The sequence below is a fragment of the Pseudomonas sp. CHM02 genome (genome assembly GCF_000612585.1).
In the GTDB taxonomy this organism is placed as follows: Bacteria; Pseudomonadota; Gammaproteobacteria; order Pseudomonadales; family Pseudomonadaceae; genus Aquipseudomonas.
This window is the reverse complement of record NZ_JFCA01000001.1, coordinates 180,062-193,764: the sequence shown is the minus strand read 5'-3', so window position 1 is coordinate 193,764 and position 13,703 is coordinate 180,062. Positions and strand designations below refer to the sequence as shown.

General features: G+C 61.5%; 9 protein-coding genes. 5 read left to right on the top strand and 4 right to left on the bottom strand.

Annotation, left to right across the window (positions count from 1 at the left end; genetic code table 11):
* Window positions 1–150: 150 nt before the first annotated feature.
* Together smc and BM70_RS0100880 are read right to left on the bottom strand one after the other, a co-directional pair.
* The gene (smc, locus tag BM70_RS0100885; protein ID WP_025854248.1) at window positions 151–3,639 is read right to left on the bottom strand and encodes a chromosome segregation protein SMC; all 3,489 of its coding nucleotides are present in this window, start codon (window positions 3,637–3,639) and stop codon (window positions 151–153) included.
* A 2-nt stretch (window positions 3,640–3,641) separates the two neighbouring features.
* Window positions 3,642–4,301 carry a GntR family transcriptional regulator gene (locus tag BM70_RS0100880; protein WP_025854247.1) on the bottom strand — a complete coding sequence of 220 codons (660 nt, stop codon included), beginning with the start codon at window positions 4,299–4,301 and terminating at the stop codon, window positions 3,642–3,644.
* Between the two features lie 280 nt (window positions 4,302–4,581).
* Here BM70_RS0100880 and xdhA point away from each other — a divergent pair, with 280 nt between their 5' ends.
* The 4 genes from xdhA (at window position 4,582) to guaD (ending at window position 10,707) form a co-directional block, all read left to right on the top strand.
* On the top strand, window positions 4,582–6,030 hold the full coding sequence (xdhA, locus tag BM70_RS0100875; protein ID WP_025854246.1) for a xanthine dehydrogenase small subunit: 1,449 nt from the start codon (window positions 4,582–4,584) through the stop codon (window positions 6,028–6,030).
* On the top strand, window positions 6,023–8,422 hold the full coding sequence (gene xdhB / locus BM70_RS0100870) for a xanthine dehydrogenase molybdopterin binding subunit (protein ID WP_025854245.1): 2,400 nt from the start codon (window positions 6,023–6,025) through the stop codon (window positions 8,420–8,422). Before xdhA ends, xdhB begins: the two co-directional genes overlap by 8 nt.
* Before the next feature lie 115 nt (window positions 8,423–8,537).
* The gene (gene xdhC / locus BM70_RS0100865) at window positions 8,538–9,395 is read left to right on the top strand and encodes a xanthine dehydrogenase accessory protein XdhC (protein ID WP_025854244.1); all 858 of its coding nucleotides are present in this window, start codon (window positions 8,538–8,540) and stop codon (window positions 9,393–9,395) included.
* 7 nt (window positions 9,396–9,402) lie between these two features.
* Window positions 9,403–10,707: a guanine deaminase gene (gene guaD, locus BM70_RS0100860; protein ID WP_025854243.1), complete on the top strand. Its 1,305-nt coding sequence runs from the start codon at window positions 9,403–9,405 to the stop codon at window positions 10,705–10,707.
* Between the two features lie 201 nt (window positions 10,708–10,908).
* Here the strand turns inward: guaD and BM70_RS0100855 are convergent, their stop codons facing one another.
* Entirely contained in the window at window positions 10,909–11,673 is a 765-nt protein-coding gene (locus BM70_RS0100855) for a GntR family transcriptional regulator (protein ID WP_015885332.1), read from the bottom strand.
* Between the two features lie 226 nt (window positions 11,674–11,899).
* Here BM70_RS0100855 and BM70_RS0100850 point away from each other — a divergent pair, with 226 nt between their 5' ends.
* A complete protein-coding gene (locus tag BM70_RS0100850) occupies window positions 11,900–13,090 on the top strand; it encodes a benzoate/H(+) symporter BenE family transporter (RefSeq protein WP_025854242.1) in 1,191 nt (396 codons plus the stop codon).
* 36 nt (window positions 13,091–13,126) lie between these two features.
* Here the strand turns inward: BM70_RS0100850 and BM70_RS0100845 are convergent, their stop codons facing one another.
* Complete coding sequence (locus tag BM70_RS0100845; protein ID WP_003193255.1) at window positions 13,127–13,471, bottom strand: YggL family protein; 345 nt, start codon at window positions 13,469–13,471, stop codon at window positions 13,127–13,129.
* Window positions 13,472–13,703: the final 232 nt, after the last annotated feature.

Here is a 13,703-nt window from a genome sequence, read left to right as displayed (position 1 = left end):
GCATACGAAAATTTGACATTAAACTAGCACGACCAAAGATAACTTTACACCGTCTGTCAAAATGCCTTGAACAAATATGTCCATTTGCCACTTTCGCCAGGCCGGTAAATCGCCCTACAGCGCACTAGGAAATTTCTATGTTGGCGCGGCTCAGGATTCCACCATCGCCATCGCTTCTTCCACATCCACCGCCACCAGACGCGAACAGCCCGGTTCGTGCATCGTGACCCCCATCAACTGATCCGCCATTTCCATGGCGATCTTGTTGTGGGTGATATAGATGAACTGCACGGTCTGGGACATCTCTTTGACCAACCGCGCATACCGTCCAACGTTAGCGTCATCCAGCGGGGCGTCAACTTCGTCGAGCATGCAGAACGGCGCCGGATTCAACTTGAAGATGGCAAATACAAGGGCCAATGCGGTCAGGGCTTTCTCGCCGCCGGACAACAAATGGATGGTGCTGTTCTTCTTGCCCGGAGGCCGCGCCATGATCGTTACCCCTGTATCGAGTAGATCTTCGCCCGTCAGTTCCAAGTAAGCGCTGCCACCGCCGAAAACTTTTGGGAATAACGCCTGTAAACCGCCATTAATCTGATCAAAGGTATCTTTGAAGCGGTTACGGGTTTCCTTGTCGATCTTGCGGATCACGTTTTCCAGGGTGTCCAGGGCTTCCACCAGATCGGCGTCCTGGGCATCCAGATAACGTTTACGTTCGGATTGCTGCTGGTATTCGTCGATGGCTGCGAGGTTGATCGCGCCGAGGCGCTGAATGCGCGCGGCAATGCGCTCGAGTTCTTCTTCGGCTTCTTTCTCGTTGGCCTCGGCGGTCAGGGTATTGAGCACGCCGTGCAGGTCGTAGCCGTCCTCCAGCAATTGGTCTTGCAGGGTCTTGCGGCGCACCGTCAGGGCTTGCCATTCCATGCGCTGCTGTTCGAGCTGGCCGCGGATCAGCTGGGATTGCTGCTCGGCCTGGGTCCGGCGTTTTTCCGCATCGCGCAGTTCGCGGTCGGCGTCTTCCAGGGCGATCTGTGCGGTCTTGAGTTCTTCGTCGACGGTCATGCGCTTGTCGAGCAATTCCTCGAGCTTGAGGCGCAACTCTTCCAGCGGCGCCTCGCCCTCTTCCAGGTTGAGGCTCAGTTGCTCGCGCTTTTCGGTCAGGCGTTCGGACTGCATCTCCAGGCGCTCAAGGGCCTGGGCCGTCGACGCGTGCTGGGCCTTGAGCGAACCCAGGCGCACCGCCAACTGGTGGGCGTGATCCTTGTGCTGGCGGGCTTCCTGGCGCACGCGGTCGAGGCGCTCGCGCAGGCTGTCGCGCTGGGCCAGCAGCAATTCGCGCTGTTCGGTGTCCAGCGCCATGCTGTCGAGAGCTTCCTGCAAATGCAGGCGCGCTTCACCGATCTGTTCGTGTTCGAGGGCGCGCTGCTCGCCCATCTCGGCGACTTCTTCGTCGAGACGGGTGCGGCGCAGGGTCAGTTGCTCGACCTTGGCTTTGCTCGCGGAGAGCTGGGCTTTCAATTCGCCTTGCTGGCGCGCTTCGTCCTGCAACAGGCGGCGCAGGTGTTCGCGGCCAGTCTCTTGCTGGCGCTGGGTGGCGCGCAGGGTTTGCAGTTCGGTTTCCAGGCTTTCCAGGGTCGCTTCGCGCTCTTCACGCTCGGCGATCAGGTTGACGATTTCCTGGCCACGGGCCAACACGCCGCTTTCCGCTTCACTGGCGCGGCGTACGCGCAGGAAGTGGCGGCCGACCCAGTAGCCGTCGCGGCTGATCAGGCTTTCGCCGGCCGCCAGTTGGCCGCGTTGGGCCAAGGCCTGCTCCAGAGATTCGACCGGCTTGACCTGGCCCAGCCAGGGCGACAGATCAATCGCCGCCTCAACTTTATCCAGCAAACTGCCCGGCACCCGCGTGCCATCGGCGGCCGGGCTGAGCAGACGCAAATCGCCCTGGGCGAAACCGGCCAGGTCGAAACCGCCAAAATCATCCACCAGCACGGCTTGAAGGTCGGCACCCAGGACCGTTTCAACCGCCAACTCCCAACCTGCCTCTACCTTCAAGCCTTCCGCCAAGCGCGGGCGCTCGGCCAGATGCTGGTCACGCAGCCACTCGGCGGTGCCGGTGCCTGGGTCCAATGCGGCTTGCTGCAAGGCTTCAAGCGACGCAAGCCGACCATTGAGCCGCTGCAAATCGCCCTGGGCCTGTTGCTGCGCCTGGGTCGCCTGTTGCAGTTGCTGACGCAATTGCTCCAGGCGCTCCACTTGTTGTTCTTCGCTGGCTTCCAGCTCTTCCAGCGTCATTTCGCTTTCGGCCAGTTGCTCGCTCAGCTCCATGATCGCCGCGTCTTCCGGGTCGGCGGCGAGCAGCACGCGCTCTTCCTGCAGACGACGCTGGCGCTCGGCCAAACGCTCCATGCTGGTTTCCAGCTGTTGGATGCGAGATTGCTGCACCTCGGCCTGGCGGCGCGGCTCGGCGGACTTCAGGTTGAAGGTGTCCCACTGTTCCTGCCAGCCGTGCATCGTGGTTTCGGATTCTTCCAGCGCGGCGGCGGCTTCTTCGGCGGCGGCGTTGGTGATTTCCTGCTCGGGGGTGAGCTTGTCCAGCTCTTCGCCGAGGGTCAGCAGCAAGGTGCGGTCGTGGCCCAGGTGAGATTCGGTTTCCAGGCGCGCGCGCTCGGCTTCTTTCAAATCATCCTGCAACTGGCGCAGGCGCTGCTGGCCATGCTGGATACTCTGCTCGACCCGGGCAATGTCGCCACCCACCGAATAGAAGCGGCCCTGCACCAGGTTGAAGCGCTCGGACAGGTCATGGTGGCCGTCACGCAGGCGTTCGATGCTGGCGTCGGCGTTGCGCTGCTCGGCCACCAGGGCTTCGAAGCTGATTTCCTGGGTGCCGATGATCGCTTCGCGCTGGCCCACCTGATCATTCAGCGCCTGCCAGCGCAGGGCCGACAGTTGCGCCTTGAGCTGGCGCTCTTCGCCTTTGTACTCCTGATACTTCTCGGCGGCCTGGGCCTGGCGGTGCAGGCGCTCCAACTGGCGCTCCAGCTCTTCGCGCAGGTCGGTCAGGCGGGCGAGGTTCTCGTGGGTGCGGCGGATACGGTTTTCGGTCTCGCGGCGGCGCTCCTTGTACTTGGAGATGCCGGCCGCTTCCTCGATGAAGTTGCGCAGGTCTTCGGGCTTGGCTTCGATCAGCTTGGAAATCATGCCCTGCTCGATGATCGAGTAGCTGCGCGGGCCCAAACCTGTGCCGAGGAAAATATCGGTGATGTCCCGACGGCGACACTTGGTGCCGTTGAGGAAGTAACTGTTCTGGCTGTCGCGGGTCACTTTGCGGCGAATGGAGATTTCCGCGTAGGCCGCGTACTCGCCGATCAAGGTGCCGTCGGAGTTGTCGAACACCAGTTCGATGCTGGCCTGGCTCACCGGCTTGCGGCTGGTGGAGCCGTTGAAGATGACGTCGGTCATCGACTCGCCACGCAGGTTTTTCGCCGAGCTCTCGCCCATCACCCAGCGGACGGCGTCGATGATGTTCGACTTGCCGCAACCATTGGGCCCGACCACCGCCGCCATGTTACTGGGGAAGTTCACCGTGGTCGGGTCGACGAAGGATTTGAACCCCGCCAGTTTGATGCACTTGAGCCGCACGTTTAGGCGTCCGCCAACGCTGCGATGACCAGCGAACAACTGCGCTGGCCGTAGGCCGACAGCACCAGGCGGATCTGCGGCAGGTCACGCGCCAGCACGGCGGCGAGCAACTGTTCGAACAACGCCAGGTACTCGCTCATGGAGGCCTTGCGTTGATCCAGCGCCAGGTAATAGGCGCGGTTCATCGCCGGCTGCAGGTTCTCGACGGTTTCCTGCAAGTACGGGTTATTGGCGAAAGGGTACGCGGCGCGCATCACGTTGAAGCTTTCTTCGACGAAGGCGCGGATGTCCTGGCGCTCGAAGCTGCCTACCAGGCGCTGCTGGATCTGCAGGAACGGCGCCATATCGGCCTGCACCTGCCAGCCCTGGGCAACCGCGTTGCCGAGCAGGATGTACAGCTCCGCCATCAAGGTGCACAGGCTCTGCACCTTGTGGGCGGTGAGTTCGGTGACGTGGGCGCCACGGCGCGGCAGGATCGCGATCAGATGGCGGCGTTCGAGGATCAGCAAGGCTTCGCGCACGGAACCACGGCTGACATTGAGTGCCAGCGTGACCTTTTGCTCCTGGATCCGCTCCCCAGGCTTGAGATCGCCGCGAATGATGCGTTCGGCGAGGTGGTGAGCAATTTGCTCGGCGAGACTGTCCGGCGCCTTGAACGTCATGTTTTCCCTTCAAAATCTTCTATCGGTACAAGCGCGGCAGTGTAGCGCATTGGCCCGCTGATGGCGCTACGCCCACCGTGGCGAATTTGGCATGAAATAAGCAGCACTGAAAGCCCATGAGCCGCCAAAAACGCCGGTTCCAGAAGACTGGACCATAATTGAAAGTGTTGTGATCGCAATTTCTTGACCTCCTGGTCAGAAAATCATTGACCGAAAAGTCAGACATGACTAGATTCGGCGCAAAGCGGTTAACAACAATAATGAGTCTGCGAGGCCTTCCGTGATCCAGTTTTTACTTAACCAGGAACTCCGTAGCGAGCACGCCCTGGACCCCAACCTGACCGTGCTCAACTATTTGCGTGAGCACCTGGGCAAATCCGGCACCAAGGAAGGCTGCGCCAGCGGCGACTGCGGTGCATGCACCGTGGTGGTCGGCGAGTTGCACACAAATGACCACGGCGCCGAGCAGATTCGTTATCGCAGCCTCAACTCGTGCCTGACCTTTGTGTCGTCGTTGCACGGCAAACAACTGATCAGCGTCGAAGACCTCAAGCACCAGGGCCAACTGCACAGCGTGCAACAGGCCATGGTGGAGTGCCACGGTTCGCAATGCGGCTTTTGCACCCCCGGTTTCGTGATGTCACTGTTCGCCCTGCAAAAGAACAGCGACGCCCCCGACAGCCAGAAAGCCCATGAAGCCCTGGCCGGCAACCTGTGCCGCTGCACCGGCTATCGCCCGATTCTTGCCGCCGCCGAACAGGCCTGCTGCAACAAGCCCCAGGATCAGTTCGACAGCCGTGAGGCCCAGACCATCGCCCGCCTCAAAGCCATCGCGCCGACGCAGACCGGTGAACTCAACAGCGGCGACAAACGCTGCCTGGTGCCACTGACCGTCGCCGACCTGGCCGACCTCTACGACGCCTACCCGCAAGCGCGCCTGTTGGCCGGCGGCACTGACCTGGCGCTGGAAGTCACTCAGTTTCACCGCACGCTGCCGGTGATGATCTACGTCGGCAACATTGAAGAAATGAAGCGCATCGACGACTTCGACGACCGCCTGGAAATCGGCGCTGCCACCGCCCTCTCCGACTGCTACACCGCGCTGCACCACCAATACCCGGACTTCGGCGACCTGCTGCACCGCTTCGCGTCCCTGCAAATCCGCAACCAGGGCACCCTCGGCGGCAACATCGGCAACGCCTCGCCGATCGGTGATTCGCCGCCGCTGCTGATCGCCCTCGGCGCGCAGATTGTGCTGTGCAAGGGCGAGACACGCCGCACCCTGGCGCTCGAAGACTACTTCATCGATTACCGCGTCACCGCCCGCCAGGACAGCGAGTTCATCGAGAAGATCATCGTGCCGAAAGGCCACGCGTTGTTCCGTGCCTACAAAGTCTCCAAGCGCCTGGACGACGATATTTCCGCCGTCTGCGCCGCATTCAATCTGAAGATCGACAACGGTGTGATCCGCGAGGCCCGCGTGGCATTCGGCGGCATGGCCGCCACGCCAAAACGCGCCAACAGCTGCGAAGCCGCGTTGGTCGGCGCCACCTGGAACAGCGCCACCGTCGAGAAAGCCTGCGCCGCCCTGGCCCAGGACTTCACCCCGCTGTCGGACTTCCGCGCCAGCAAGGAATACCGCCTGCTCAGCGCCCAGAACCTGCTGCGCAAATACTTCATCGAACTGCAAACGCCGCACATCGAGACTCGGGTGACCGCTTATGTCTAACCATCACGCCGTCGTTAAAACCCAGGCCGAACTCGCCGAGCTGTTCGCCCAGGACCTCACCTCCGGGGTCGGTCGCAGCGCCAAGCATGACAGCGCCGCCAAGCACGTATCCGGCGAAGCGCAGTACATCGATGACCGCCTGGAATTCCCCAACCAGTTGCACCTGTATGCGCGCATGTCCGACCGCGCCCACGCGAAAATCATCAGCATCGACACCGCGCCCTGCTACGCCTTCGACGGCGTGCGCATTGTCATCACCCATGAAGATGTGCCGGGCCTCAAAGACATCGGCCCGTTGATGCCCGGCGATCCATTGCTGGCTATCGATACGGTGCAGTTCGTTGGACAAGTCGTGCTGGCTGTGGCCGCCCGCGACCTGGAGACCGCGCGCAAGGCCGCCATGGCGGCGGTGATCGAATACGAAGACCTGGAACCGGTGCTGGACGTGGTCGAGGCCTTTCGCAACAAGCATTTCGTACTCGACAGCCACACCCATCAGCGCGGTGATTCGGCCGGCGCACTGGCAACCGCGAAAAACCGTATCCAGGGCACCTTGCATATCGGCGGCCAGGAACACTTCTACCTGGAAACCCAGATCTCTTCGGTGATGCCCACCGAAGACGGCGGCATGATCGTTTACTGCTCCACGCAGAACCCCACCGAAGTGCAGAAACTGGTGGCCGAAGTGCTGGACGTGTCGATGAACAAGATCGTGGTCGACATGCGGCGCATGGGCGGCGGTTTCGGCGGCAAGGAAACCCAGGCCGCCAGCCCCGCATGCCTGTGCGCGGTGGTGGCGCGCCTGACTGGCCAGCCCACCAAGATGCGCCTGCCGCGCGTCGAAGACATGTTGATGACCGGCAAGCGCCACCCCTTCTATATCGAATACGACGTCGGCTTCGATGACAGCGGCCGTCTGCACGGGATCAACCTGGAACTGGCGGGTAACTGCGGCTGCTCGCCGGACCTGTCCAACTCGATTGTCGACCGTGCAATGTTCCACGCCGACAACGCGTATTACCTGGGCGATGCCACCGTCAACGGCCATCGCTGCAAGACCAACACTGCGTCCAACACCGCCTACCGTGGTTTCGGCGGCCCACAAGGCATGGTCGCCATCGAAGAAGTGATGGACGCCATCGCCCGCCACCTGGCGCTCGACCCGCTGGCGGTGCGCAAGGCCAACTATTACGGCAAGACCGAGCGCAACGTCACCCACTACTACCAGACCGTCGAGCACAACATGCTCGAAGAGATGACGGCCGAGCTGGAAGCCAGCAGCCAATACGCCGAGCGCCGCGAAGCGATCCGCCTGTACAACGCCCACAGCCCGATCCTGAAAAAAGGCTTGGCGCTGACCCCGGTGAAATTCGGTATTTCGTTTACCGCCAGCTTCCTCAACCAGGCCGGTGCGCTGATCCATATCTACACCGACGGCAGCATCCACCTGAACCACGGCGGCACCGAGATGGGCCAGGGCCTGAACACCAAGGTCGCGCAGGTGGTGGCCGAGGTATTCCAGGTTGAAATCGACCGTGTGCAGATCACCGCCACCAACACCGACAAGGTGCCCAACACCTCGCCGACGGCGGCGTCCAGCGGTGCCGACCTGAACGGCAAGGCCGCGCAGAACGCCGCCGAAACCATCAAGCAGCGCCTGGTGGAATTCGCCGCGCGCAAGTACGACGTGAGCGAAGCCGATGTGGAATTCCACAACGGTCACGTGCGCGTGCGTGACCAGATCCTGACCTTCGAGGCGTTGATCCAGCAGGCGTATTTCGCCCAGGTGTCGCTGTCGAGCACGGGCTTCTACAAGACCCCGAAAATCTTCTACGACCGCAGCCAGTCCCGTGGTCGGCCGTTCTACTACTTCGCGTTCGGCGCGGCGTGCTGCGAAGTGATCGTCGACACCCTGACCGGCGAATACAAGATGCTGCGCACCGACATCCTCCACGACGTGGGCGCCTCGCTGAACCCGGCCATCGACATCGGCCAGGTCGAAGGCGGCTTTATCCAGGGCATGGGCTGGCTGACCATGGAAGAGCTGGTGTGGAACAACAAGGGCAAGCTGATGACCAACGGCCCGGCCAGCTACAAGATCCCGGCGGTGGCCGACATGCCGCTGGACCTGCGGGTGAAGCTGGTGGAAAACCGCAAGAACCCCGAAGACACGGTGTTCCACTCCAAGGCCGTGGGCGAGCCGCCGTTCATGCTCGGGATTGCTTCGTGGTGTGCGATCAAGGATGCGGTGGCGAGCCTGGCTGACTATCGCCATCAGCCGAAGATCGATGCGCCGGCGACACCGGAGCGGGTGTTGTGGGGCTGCGAGCAGATGCGGCAGTTGCAGGCGGCGAAGGCTGTTGAGGCTGAAACCGAGATGGCTTCGCTCTAGACCGAGGCGCTGCCTTCGCGGGCAAGCCCGCTTCCACATCTGGAATGCACTTCCCTGTGGGAGCGGGCTTGCCCGCGATAGCGGCCTGACTGACAACAGAGATGTTGAGGTAGACATGAACAACTGGATCAGCGCCCTCGCCGACCTGCAGAACCAAGGCGAACCCTGCGTGCTGGTGACCATCATCGAAGAGCTCGGCTCCACGCCGCGCAATGCCGGCTCGAAGATGGTGATCAGTGCCGCCCAGACCTTCGACACCATCGGTGGCGGGCACCTGGAATACAAGGCGATGCAGATCGCCCGCGACATGCTTGTGCGTGGCCAGCAGAACACCCATCTGGAGCGCTTCAGCCTGGGCGCAAGCCTGGGCCAGTGCTGCGGTGGCGTGACCGTGCTGCTGTTCGAGCCCATGGGCCAGGTGCAGGCGCAGATCGCGGTGTTTGGCGCCGGCCATGTCGGCCGCGCACTGGTGCCGTTGCTGGCGAGCCTGCCGTGTCGGGTGCGCTGGATCGATTCCCGTGACCAGGAGTTTCCGGAACATATCCCCGAAGGCGTGCGTAAAATCGTCAGCGAAGAGCCGGTCGACGAAATTGCCGACTTGCCGGTGGGCAGCTACTGCATCGTCATGACCCACAATCACGCGCTGGATCTGGAACTGACTGCTGCCCTGCTCAAACGCAATGACTTCGCCTACTTCGGCCTGATCGGCTCGAAGACCAAACGCGTCAAATTCGAACACCGCCTGCGTGATCGCGGCTTCGACACCGCACAGTTGCAACGCATGCGCTGCCCCATGGGCCTCACCGAGGTGAAGGGCAAATTGCCGGTGGAGATCGCCATCTCCATCGCCGGCGAAATCATCGCCACCTATAACGCCAATTTCGGCCAGCACACCGCCAGCGCCGAACCCATTGCCAAACTGCTTGTGGCTTCGCGCCGCAGCCAAGCTTTGACTTCTTTTGCCAAGAATTGAGACGACCATGCCTTTGACTCGCAAAGCCTACCGTGCCGCCATTCTGCACAGCCTCGCCGACCCTGCCGAAGTGGGGATCGAAGCGTCCTATGAATATTTCGAAGACGGCCTGCTGGTCATCGAAAACGGCCGGATCAGTGCCGTCGGCCATGCCCGCGACTTGCTGGCGACGTTGCCCGCCGACATCGACATCACCCATTATCAGGACGCGCTGATCACTCCCGGCCTGATCGACACCCACATCCACCTGCCGCAAACCGGCATGGTCGGCGCCTATGGCGAGCAGTTGCTGGACTGGCTCAACACCTACACCTTCCCATGCGAAAGCCAGTTCGCCGACAAGGCCCACGCCGAAGAAGTCGCGGACATTTTCATCAAGGAGTTGCTGCGCAACGGCACCACCACCGCGCTGGTGTTTGGCAGTGTGCATCCGCAATCAGTGAACTCGTTCTTCGAAGCGGCCGAGAAGCTCGACCTGCGCATGATCGCCGGCAAGGTGATGATGGACCGCAACGCGCCGGACTACCTGACCGACACCGCCGAATCCGGCTACCAGGAAAGCAAGGCGCTGATCGAGCGCTGGCACGGCAAGGGTCGCCTGCATTACGCGGTGACGCCGCGTTTTGCGCCGACCAGCACGCCGGAACAATTGGCGCTGGCCGGACAACTGCTGGGGGAATACCCGGACCTGTACATGCAGACCCACATCAGCGAGAACACGCAGGAAGTGGAATGGGTGAAGGAACTGTTCCCGGAGCGCAACGGTTACCTGGATGTGTACGACCACTATAAATTGCTCGGCGAACGCTCGGTGTTTGCCCATGGCGTGCACCTGTGCGATGACGAGTGCGCGCGGTTGGCGGAGACCGGCTCGGCGGTCGCGTTCTGCCCGACCTCGAACTTCTTCCTCGGCAGCGGCTTGTTCAACCTGCCGATGGCCGAGAAGCACAAACTGAATGTGGGCCTGGGCACCGACGTGGGCGGCGGCACCAGTTTCTCGCTGCTGCAGACCCTGAACGAAGCCTACAAGGTCATGCAATTGCAGGGCGCACGTTTGAGCCCGTTCAAGTCGCTGTACCTGGCCACCCTGGGCGGTGCGCGGGCGCTGCGCCTGGAAGACAAGATCGGCACCCTGCAACCGGGCACGGACGCGGACTTCCTGGTGCTGGACTACAACGCCACACCACTGCTGAGCTATCGCTTGAAGCAGGCGAAGAACATTGCCGAGACGTTGTTTGTGCTGATGACGTTGGGGGATGATCGGACGGTGTTGCAGACGTATGCGGCCGGGCAACTGGTGCACCAACGCTGATCTGAGCCACACCACAAAACAAAGGTGGGAACGGGCTTGTTGTGGTGAGCGGGCTTGCACCCGCGCTGGGCTGCGGAGCGGCCCTAGACCCAGACACCGCGTTCTACTAAATAGAACGCGGTGTCTTTATTGGGGCCGCTTCGCGCCCCAGCGCGGGGCAAGCCCGCTCACCACACAAGCCTTTGCGCATTTGAGGAAGGCTTACAGTTTGATCGAGGAGCGCCCCGGCTTCTTGGTCTGCAACAGGTGCGAGAACACCGCATGCAAATCATCCGACGCGCTCTCTTCATCGAGGTTGAGCTTGCTGTCGATATGGTCCATGTGATGCATCATCAAGTTCACCGCCAGGGCCGCGTCCCGTGCTTCGATCGCATCGATCAACTGGGTGTGCTCATCGTAGGAACAGTGCGAGCGGTTGCCGCTTTCGTACTGGGCGATGATCAATGAGGTCTGGGACACCAGGCTGCGCTGGAAGCTGATCAGCGGCGCGTTCTTCGCCGCTTCGGCCAGCTTGAGGTGGAATTCGCCGGAGAGGCGGATGCCGGCGCCGCGATCGCCACGGGAAAAGCTGTCGCGTTCATCGTTGACCATCTGGCGCAGCTCGGCCAGCTGCTCGGCCGTGGCGTGCTGCACCGCCAATTCAGTGATCGCCCGTTCCACCAGGCGCCGAGCGAGAAACACCTGGCGTGCTTCCTCGACACTCGGGCTGGCCACCACCGCACCGCGATTGGGCCGCAGCAGCACCACACCTTCATGGGCCAGGCGCGACAGGGCGCGGCGAATGATAGTGCGGCTCACGCCGAAGATTTCGCCCAGTGCCTCTTCACTCAACTTGGTACCGGGTGCCAGGCGTTGTTCGAGGATCGCCTCGAAGATATGCGCGTAGACGATATCGTCCTGGGTTCCGCTGCGACCAGCCTTGCCGGCACGCGGTTGTTTCTTGAGAGGTTGCAACTGTTCGTTCATGGGCACTCGGGTTTGGAGAACGGCGGCGAATTAACGGTAATACGGCAACAGCGTGTCGCTGGCAAGTATCACCTAAAAACAGGGCACATTGTACACAACCCAGTGCGCCAACACACTGTACGGCTGTTTGCGCCGTCGGCTGTATTGCAATGAGTCGTTACGTTTGAGTTTAGGCTTGAATCCGCGCCGGCAACGGCAAAAAACCCAGGTAAAAGGAACACCTTCCATGAACGACGCCACCCAAGCGCCAATGCGCCCACTGGCCGACACGTCTGCGTCGGCCGTTGTCGCCGGCTTCATCGCCATGATGACCGGCTACACCAGCTCTCTGGTCCTGATGTTTCAGGCTGGGCAAGCCGCCGGTTTGACCACGGCGCAGATTTCTTCATGGATCTGGGCGATTTCCATCGGCATGGCGGTGTGCAGCATCGGCCTGTCACTGCGCTATCGCACGCCCATCACCATTGCCTGGTCGACACCCGGCGCGGCCCTGCTGATCACCAGCCTGGGCGGTGTGAGTTATGGCGAGGCCATCGGTGCCTACATCACCTGCGCCGTGCTGGTGACGATTTGCGGCTTGACCGGCAGCTTTGAAAAACTGGTCAAGCGCATCCCCGCCTCGCTGGCGGCCGCTTTGCTGGCAGGGATTCTGTTCAAGATCGGCAGCGAGATCTTCGTCGCCGCGCAGCACCGCACCGGGCTGGTACTGGGGATGTTTTTCACTTACCTGGTGATCAAGCGCCTGTCGCCGCGGTATGCGGTGCTCGCCGCGCTGGTGATCGGCACCGTACTGTCGGGGCTGATGGGGCTGCTGGACTTCAGCGGTTTTCACCTCGAAGTGGCGACGCCCGTATGGACCACGCCGCACTTCTCGTTGGCGGCGACCATCAGCATCGGCATCCCACTGTTTGTGGTGGCGATGACGTCGCAGAACATGCCCGGTGTCGCCGTGCTGCGGGCCGACGGCTACAACGTGCCCGCCTCGCCGCTGATCACGGCGACCGGCCTGGCGTCACTGGTGCTGTCGCCCTTCGGCTCTCACGGCATCAACCTGGCAGCGATCAGCGCGGCGATCTGCACCGGACCTCACGCCCACGAAGACCGTAACAAACGCTACACCGCTGCAGTGTGGTGCGGAGTGTTCTACGGGATTGCCGGGGTGTTTGGCGCGACCTTGGCCGCTTTGTTTGCAGCGCTGCCCAAGGAACTGGTGCTGTCGATCGCGGCCCTGGCGTTGTTTGGCTCGATCATCAATGGTCTGAGCATCGCCATGAATGAACCGAAGGAACGTGAAGCGGCGCTGATCACCTTTATGGTCACGGCGTCTGGCTTGACGCTGTTCTCCATCGGGTCGGCGTTCTGGGGAATTGTGGCGGGGGTGTTGACGCTGCTGATTCTGAACGGGCGCAAGGCATAAAAAAACGGCGCCCCTAGGGTCGCCGTTTCTTTGGTATCACTTGGCCGCGTTGATCGGCTTTTCCGGATACCACACGTCCAGCAGCGGGCTCACTTCAGCCTTGGTCAGCTCGGAACGGGTTTTCAGCCAGGCTTCGACAGCAGCGCGCTGCTCTTCGGACACCGAGCCACGCTTCTGCAGGCAAACCAGACCGTAGTCGTCGCCGCCGACATAGCCCAGACCGTTGGCTTCCATGGCTTCTTTGATGAATGCTTCGAGGAAAGCATCGATAGCTTCTTCACTCAGGCCTTCGTTGAAGTCCAGGTTCAGTTCGAAACCCAGCTCTTGAAATTCATCAACGCACAGTTTTTTGCGCAGACGCTGGGAACGGTTAGTCGCCATTGGAACAATCCTCATAAGTAATAACGGGCGGCACTTTAGCAGTTTAAGGCGGCGATTGCCCGACTCTCTGGGACAGGCGGCACTTTGCCGGTAAAAAAAACGCTGATTACCAGCTATCGTTCAGCTACAAGTGGATCCACCTTGGGGCATAATGCCGACACTTTCATGACCATTGAGGGATTTTTCTTATTTACCCCTCGCCTTTTTCACCCTCCTCAGCAGTAGGGTTTTA